Source organism: Aeromonas schubertii, from assembly GCF_000820105.1.
Lineage (GTDB): Bacteria > Pseudomonadota > Gammaproteobacteria > Enterobacterales > Aeromonadaceae > Aeromonas > Aeromonas schubertii.
Map to the genome: position 1 here is coordinate 1 of NZ_CDDB01000036.1, position 6,580 is coordinate 6,580.

General features: G+C 44.5%; 7 protein-coding genes. All 7 read left to right on the top strand.

Going from position 1 to position 6,580, the window contains the following annotated elements; translation table 11 throughout:
- A partial coding sequence (locus BN1133_RS20030) for an IS3 family transposase (protein WP_157432339.1) occupies positions 1-100 on the top strand: 100 nt, incomplete at its 5' end.
- A gap of 713 nt (positions 101-813) precedes the next feature.
- Complete coding sequence (locus tag BN1133_RS20035; RefSeq protein WP_153006743.1) at positions 814-1,866, top strand: hypothetical protein; 1,053 nt, start codon at positions 814-816, stop codon at positions 1,864-1,866.
- Positions 1,863-2,375 carry a hypothetical protein gene (locus tag BN1133_RS06815; RefSeq protein ID WP_050665792.1) on the top strand — a complete coding sequence of 171 codons (513 nt, stop codon included), beginning with the start codon at positions 1,863-1,865 and terminating at the stop codon, positions 2,373-2,375. The genes BN1133_RS20035 and BN1133_RS06815 overlap by 4 nt, the downstream gene beginning before the upstream one ends.
- Before the next feature lie 499 nt (positions 2,376-2,874).
- A complete protein-coding gene (locus BN1133_RS20040; protein WP_153006744.1) occupies positions 2,875-3,318 on the top strand; it encodes a hypothetical protein in 444 nt (147 codons plus the stop codon).
- Positions 3,319-4,029: 711 nt separating this feature from the next.
- Positions 4,030-4,509 (top strand): hypothetical protein, encoded by a 480-nt coding sequence (locus BN1133_RS06820; protein ID WP_050665795.1) that lies wholly within the window; start codon positions 4,030-4,032, stop codon positions 4,507-4,509.
- 98 nt (positions 4,510-4,607) lie between these two features.
- Positions 4,608-4,868: a hypothetical protein gene (locus BN1133_RS06825; RefSeq protein WP_050665793.1), complete on the top strand. Its 261-nt coding sequence runs from the start codon at positions 4,608-4,610 to the stop codon at positions 4,866-4,868.
- A gap of 779 nt (positions 4,869-5,647) precedes the next feature.
- Positions 5,648-6,061, top strand: coding sequence for a septation protein IspZ (locus BN1133_RS19610; protein WP_082177943.1), 414 nt, complete (start codon positions 5,648-5,650; stop codon positions 6,059-6,061).
- Positions 6,062-6,580: the final 519 nt, after the last annotated feature.

Here is a 6,580-nt window from a genome sequence, read left to right on the forward strand (position 1 = left end):
AAGGGTATTCGAGTACATAGAGGTCGATTACAATCGACATCGCCTGCACAGCACTCTGGGTTACCAAACCCCAGAGGAGTTTGAGAAGGTAGCTGCTTAACCCGGTGTCCACGATTGCTGGGTCAGATCAGACCGCCGCACACGGCATATCCCTATGCCGCCTGCGGCTGCGCCATCGTCCCTGATGGCGCTCCTGACCTTGCGCCCTTACCTCGGCGGATTGAAGGGGGAGCCAATACCCTGCCGCCCTGATGCTCTTGCTGATAACTGGAACGACGAACTGATTAGCCCCTTCGGTATTGCTGATCTACTCCAACACGACTCAAGCTGATTAATTTATTGATCCTGCTCAGGAAACCATCGTCTCCTGCTTCCCTCCCCCGCGCCACTCGCTAACATAGCCGTTTGGCAACAGCCTCATCGGAGTCACCCATGAGCCAGGCCTATGCAACATCGCAGGTTAACAGCAGCAGACTGGAGGCTGTCATTCAGGGGCGGTAGCCTTGCCGGATGAGATGGATAAGCGAACGTTGTCCACGACGACCCACTCAACATGGTGACGACCTGATGCTGATTTCTGAGCTGTTTACACCGGCGTGGTTTGGCGGCGCTTTTAATGAGCAACTCATGTACTGTTTTTTTACACAGCCGTCATGGTGGCGCAAAAAGAGGACGTCACGCGAATACGCCCAGCCAGCAGAGGTGATCTGGTAATATGATGATTTCATGATTTTTTTACTCGGCGGCGATGCAGATGTTACAGAATTAACTGCCATCAGGCATCTGATGTAGAACTCACAAAAAGGATCACAGATGTTAGAAGCAAAAATTAAATTTTTCGATATTAAGAAGTGCGGGTTCTATCTTAGAGGTAACGACCAAACACATTTTAGTGGATTGAATGACATTCTCAACAAATTGAATCTTTGGTCTAGAGATGGCAGAGAATTCGTCAATACCACTACTTATGAAGCTGACCCAAACAATGATTTAAGAAACACCTATTTTTGCAATTGGCATAAAAATGAAATAAACGGAGATAGTATTCTTATACTTTGGAATGAGGTTCCAAATGATAACGGCGTCATCTATGGAATGAATCCTATGGATAGGCCAGGCAATACAGATATGTTAACAACAGGATTTGGGAGTACGCCTGCAATACCAGGATTCCCCAGTTATTTTTGGTTTGTTCCTGAAAGGAATGTATTTGCAACTATTAGGTTTAATCATTCCGTTCAAGGCAAGAAAAATTTAGATTGTTTTTTGAACGGGTTTCTTGCCAACAAATCTCCATATAGAGTCCTTGATGGAAATGGCACTGTAATTGGATATTCCGCAAATGGTCAACCCACAGACCAAAGCTCAAGAATTCATTCAAAGTTTCATTCTCTCGGTAGGAAGCAAGAAGAGCTTGAAACGGAGTTGTTGACAAACCTACACAAAATAAGACGTATTATTAAAAGGGAAACTCTTCAATATACTGTAGAAGATGATCGCCGAACATTGGAGCGCGTATTTTCTGGTCTACTAGGAAATACTCCCACGTTTAATCAAGCAAGGACAATCACTCACGAATTACAATTTATCCCAACAGAACAACAGCTTCGCCAAATAATAAACAACTATTCTGAATCAAATGCCGCAAGCGCAATTAGAAATGTAGGATTCATATATAACGATGGTAAAAGGGTTATGTTAAACGGTACTAGTGTTACCTTTTCTGCTGAAATCAATGCAAACAGAGAAGATAACCAAATAGTAACACCGCAATCGTTGTTAAGCGCTATTACGTCTCAGCGACAAGATTTATTGAGACCCTTAGATAATCCTGCTTTTGAGATAGAAGAGGTGGCAGCACAATGATTAAGTATCTTGTGCTTGCAGCGATCTCGGTCATTGCGACATATTTTTTAAGAGATGTAGTATCCTCTTTAAATTACTCAGATTATAAGGATACTTTGGCAGCACTACTGAATATCTCCTCAATAATCTTCGCAATCATCGGAGCTTGGATTGCAATCATTTATCCCCGAGCAATAGGTAGAGCGTTTAAAGGTAAAGACGTCTCAGATCAGGCGTTAAAAGACGCTGATACTGATGCAGATTATTTAAGCGAATTGGTAGAGATTGTTATGGTTTCTGCAATCGTATTAATGGTTGTTTTGTCTGCCCAGTTTCTCGTGCCAATCGCGAAACACCTAATAATGGGGAATTGGATTGCGGAGGCAAAATATACTGCATTTTTTGTTGTTTCTTTATTGACACTCTCGCAGCTATACGCAGTTTTTCGAGTAATCTTAGCCAACTATTTTTTTCTTAATGACCTCAGAAAGAAAAACATTGATGGTAAAATCGACACACTGCATCAATAGCAGTTAAAGAGGGGAAATTGGGACTCCCACCGTTCTGAGTGCCACGTAGTAACCAACATAATCAAAATGATGACTGTTCTATTTTCGTTTTCTCAACATGGTGACGGCCTGATGCTGATTTCTGATCTGTTTACGCCGGCGTGGTTTGGCGGCGCTTTCTATGAGCAACCCATGCACTGTTTTTTTAAGGGGAAAATGGGACACCCACCATTTTGAGTGCTGCGTAGTGGCCAACAGAACAAAAATGGTGACTGTCCCATTTTCTGTTTCTCGGTTGCGAATAACCAAAATTGTGACTACCCTGTTTTAAATTCATTTATAAATTTACATCCATCATATTTTATGTAGATTGTTTTTTAAGCGTACGCACATCCCACCTCGATTTATATCATTGCAGTAAAATGCAAGAAAAAAATAACTCCCACTACCACTTGGGAGGAAACTCTTGAATCCCATGCTAGGTTCTTGTAACTTTGCACTTTTAAACAGAGGTATAATTATGAAAAAAACCATAGCCATTGCTGCATCATTTATTGGAGCATTATCATTTAATTCATACGCTGGCACGGGAGTTATACCTAGTTACCACATATGGGATGGCGGAGGAAAATCATGCTTTAAGGTTTCTAACATATCCTCCAATAGCGCTATCGTTACCATTAAGATGTTTGACAAAACAGGTGAGTACTTCTCAGGTACGGTTGCATCAAACTATATTATCCCAGCCCTAGACACGCCGTTCACGTTAGAGGCGAGAAAAACAGCCTTTTTCTGTATGACTAGTGGAGAAAAAAATGCCCCTGGCTATGGCATTATAGAAGGGCAACCCTTAGATGCATCACAGGGCCAAATATCATTAGTTGCCAGTGGTTACTACACCAACAATGCTCAAAACTATGCCCAAGCCTTTTCAATCGTTATAAATGGCGGAATGCCTTTCTAGTAACCAATTATATTTTTACGTCTAAAAAAATAAGAAAATTGGGACACCCACCATTTTGAGTGCAGCATAATGATCAACAGAACCAAAATGATGACTGTCCCATTTTCATTAGAGAATAAAAACTACAGACAATTACTAGTTTTGTATAACCGTAAATCACTATCTAACCAAATTAGCCACTCCATGGGGTTATCCAATGGTGGCTTACCTGAGGTTGTAGTTAGGTTGGCAAAAGGCGAGTGTAGAGAGACAATCAAAAATGCCTTAAAGCCATATTTTGGAAGCTTTCAACAACACATGACATAACAAGTCAATGCAGCCGACCGCTGAAGCGGCGGCTGATTGAAGCGTTAAGTGCGCACGGAGAGTCAAGCATTGTTCGAGTCGAGTCAAGTGAACTGAATGAAATTCTAAATGCGGAGTTGGCTCGCGGTAACGAAGTAGCTGAGGCTTCTGCTTGGCCACCAAAATGCAATAATTTGGTAATCCTAAAGCGTCGTTTCCACAAGTCCTATACCTTCGAGTCTTTAGAGTACCGTAAAATAAACGACCCGCATTATTGGTATGCGGAGTATTCAACAATTAATAGTGTGGAGTGTCTAGCGTGCAAGTAGTTCAGCACTTAACAAGGCCTGGCACAATCGCCCCTTCGGGGCTGGACCTCCGCACTGCGTGCTCCGGCTTGTGCTGGCGGCGTTAGTGTTACAAATCATGAGTACCGAAGAAGAATTTTTTGCAATTAAATACGCGGCAGGAATACTGCACACGAAAGACATTTTTGAGTATGTAAAATCTCAATTGGATAAAGGTACTTGGTCAGATGTCATTCTTGATATATTAGATTGCGATCCAAAGGGTTGGGTAAGTATCTCAGCGTTATTCGAGAAATACCTAGCCGAAATAGGTGTGATGATTCCGACATTAGAAGAAGCTGTAAGAGAGTTGGTTGAGCATCATGTTCTATTAATTGCTTCGGGCACAGTAACTCCCTGTGTGCAGTTTAAAAAGCTACTCGAAGAAATTGATAATTATGATTATTACAGCAAAACACAAGACTATGTCGGGGATGATCTAGGCATACACCAAATGTACGGGTGGTATTACGAAGATTACTGCACGGTTGATCAAATCAACCAAGGCATTCTTGAAGAAAGCAAAGTTTGGATGTCCAAGTATGCAAAAAAACACTAGCAAGTCAAAGCACTCGGACATGGTAAAGCTGTCCCCTTTTTTTTCCAAAAAAGCCGCCAACTTCACCATGCCGGTGTTTGAGGCGTTAGGTGCCGAAAATGTTCACCCCTGAATTCATCCTTGCAGAGCGCGGAGAGTATGTACTTATTGCCAATCACAACCTCGAAAGCACTGAATCGATAGAGCTAAGCATTAAATACAACAAGGCACGCATCGCCTTCGCGGCTCAACATTTGCCACATCAGCTCAATCAATGCAGGATTATTTATGACGCTCGCGGACAGTCCGTTAGCGAAACTGCAATCAACAAAATTACCGCCGAGCTTTCCCCAATTTGCAAGATTGAGTTCAAAATCTAATGGGCATGCAATTCGTAATTAAGGCAAAAGACATAAAGAGCATTGAGTCGTCTCTTGGAGCCCTGTCAAATCAATGTGAAATTTTCCCTATCGAGGCAGGCTGCTTTGGCCTCTCCATCCCAACACAAGTTATCGACTCTGTTGGGGAAAATTCAATTCAGGAAAAACTCACTGCGCTAGAATTTTTTGATCTTTGGTCTGGCGTATGGAAGAAGCCAAAGCCCAACTGGAAATTTTGGTAGTCACGGCACCTAACAATGCGCTCAACTATCGCTCACTTCGTTCGCGGGACGTCAAAAAGCTGCGCTTTTGTCCGCCCGTTAGCTTAATCGTTAGGTTTCTTCGCGGGAAACATCGAATTCGAGCATACAGTTGGGACACCCACCACTCTGAGCACCGCGTAGCGACCAACTGACTCGCAAAAGCCCCCTTGGTCACTGTCGGGCACGGTATTGGCTCCCCCTCCAATCCGCCGAGGGAAGGGAACAAGGTCAGGAGCGCCATCAGGGATGATGGCGCAGCCGCAGGCGGCATAGGGATATGCCGTGTGCGGCAGTCCGTCCGACCTTGTGACTGAGCCGAGGGAAACCGCGCAGCGGTCGGATTGGCGGGGGAAGGCCTTCTTGGTGACTTCTTGGGCCAGCAAGAAGTCACTCGCCACAGCTCGAAAGGCGGATTAAATCCCTTCGGAGATAGAGTGAAATGGGTAAGATAAATTAGTACGGCCACCGAATAGACATTAATAAATATCTGATTGCAGAAAACAATAGGAGATTCAGGTGATTAAACGTGTATGGGGATTGTATTGGCGAACATATCTATTATTTCTTTTTGCAGCGTTACCCTTATCGTTTGCCGAGATGTATTATGTTGTCTCTGAATCATGGATAGTGTTGAAACCTTCTGTTTTTTATATGTTTGTAGGTGCTTTGTTATTAGTGCCTTTTCATCATCGCAAAGGTCTATTGTTTTCCCTCTGGGGTAATCGCTTAGACCTAAGTGATATAGTCTGGTGTTCTTATCGAAAGATCATGGGAACATCTTACATTCTATACGCAGCAATATTATATGTAGTCAGTGAAACATTGCCACTAACCTACTGGGTATATACAAAAACATATGGCAGCCTATTTGTTAATTTTGTTTTACCTATTCTGGCAGGTGTCGTTGTTATAAATAAAAAAGCAGGGTGATTGTGACACCCGCCGTTTTGAGTGCCGCGAAGCGGCCAACTGATCAGGGGGAAATTGGGACACCCACCGCTCTGAGCGAGCGGCCAACTGACTCGCAAAAGCCCCCTTGGTCACTGTCGGGCACGGTATTGCAGCCCCCTGCAAGACGCCGAGGTGAGTTGAGCGGGTCAGTAGCGCCGTCAGGGAGGACGGCGCAGCCGCAGGCGGCACATGAACGTGCCGTGTGCGGCGGTACGACCAACCCGTTCAATGGGCCGAGGGCATCCGCACAGCGGACGACTTGCCGGGGGTGGCCTTTCTTTTGGTGACTTTTCTTTGGCCACGCAAAGAAAAGTCACTCGCCACAGCCCGCAGGGCAGGGCGAAACCCCGCATAGCGGCAATCCTGCAGGGATTGTGATGCTTGCCATAGGTAAGGAGCTTGGCCGAGCGCCTCCAAATTGGCGGGGGAAAGGCCTTCTTGGTGACTTCTTGGGCCAGCAAGAAGTCACTCGCCACAGCCCGCAGGGCGGGCGAAACC

What these genes read in the sequence shown, in the direction of transcription:
- BN1133_RS06815 (WP_050665792.1), top strand. Translation starts at nt 1,863, where the DNA reads ATGATTAAGTATCTTGTGCTTGCAGCGATCTCGGTCATTGCGACATAT.
- BN1133_RS06820 (WP_050665795.1), top strand. Translation starts at nt 4,030, where the DNA reads ATGAGTACCGAAGAAGAATTTTTTGCAATTAAATACGCGGCAGGAATA.
- BN1133_RS20035 (WP_153006743.1), top strand. Translation starts at nt 814, where the DNA reads ATGTTAGAAGCAAAAATTAAATTTTTCGATATTAAGAAGTGCGGGTTC.
- BN1133_RS20040 (WP_153006744.1), top strand. Translation starts at nt 2,875, where the DNA reads ATGAAAAAAACCATAGCCATTGCTGCATCATTTATTGGAGCATTATCA.
- BN1133_RS06825 (WP_050665793.1), top strand. Translation starts at nt 4,608, where the DNA reads ATGTTCACCCCTGAATTCATCCTTGCAGAGCGCGGAGAGTATGTACTT.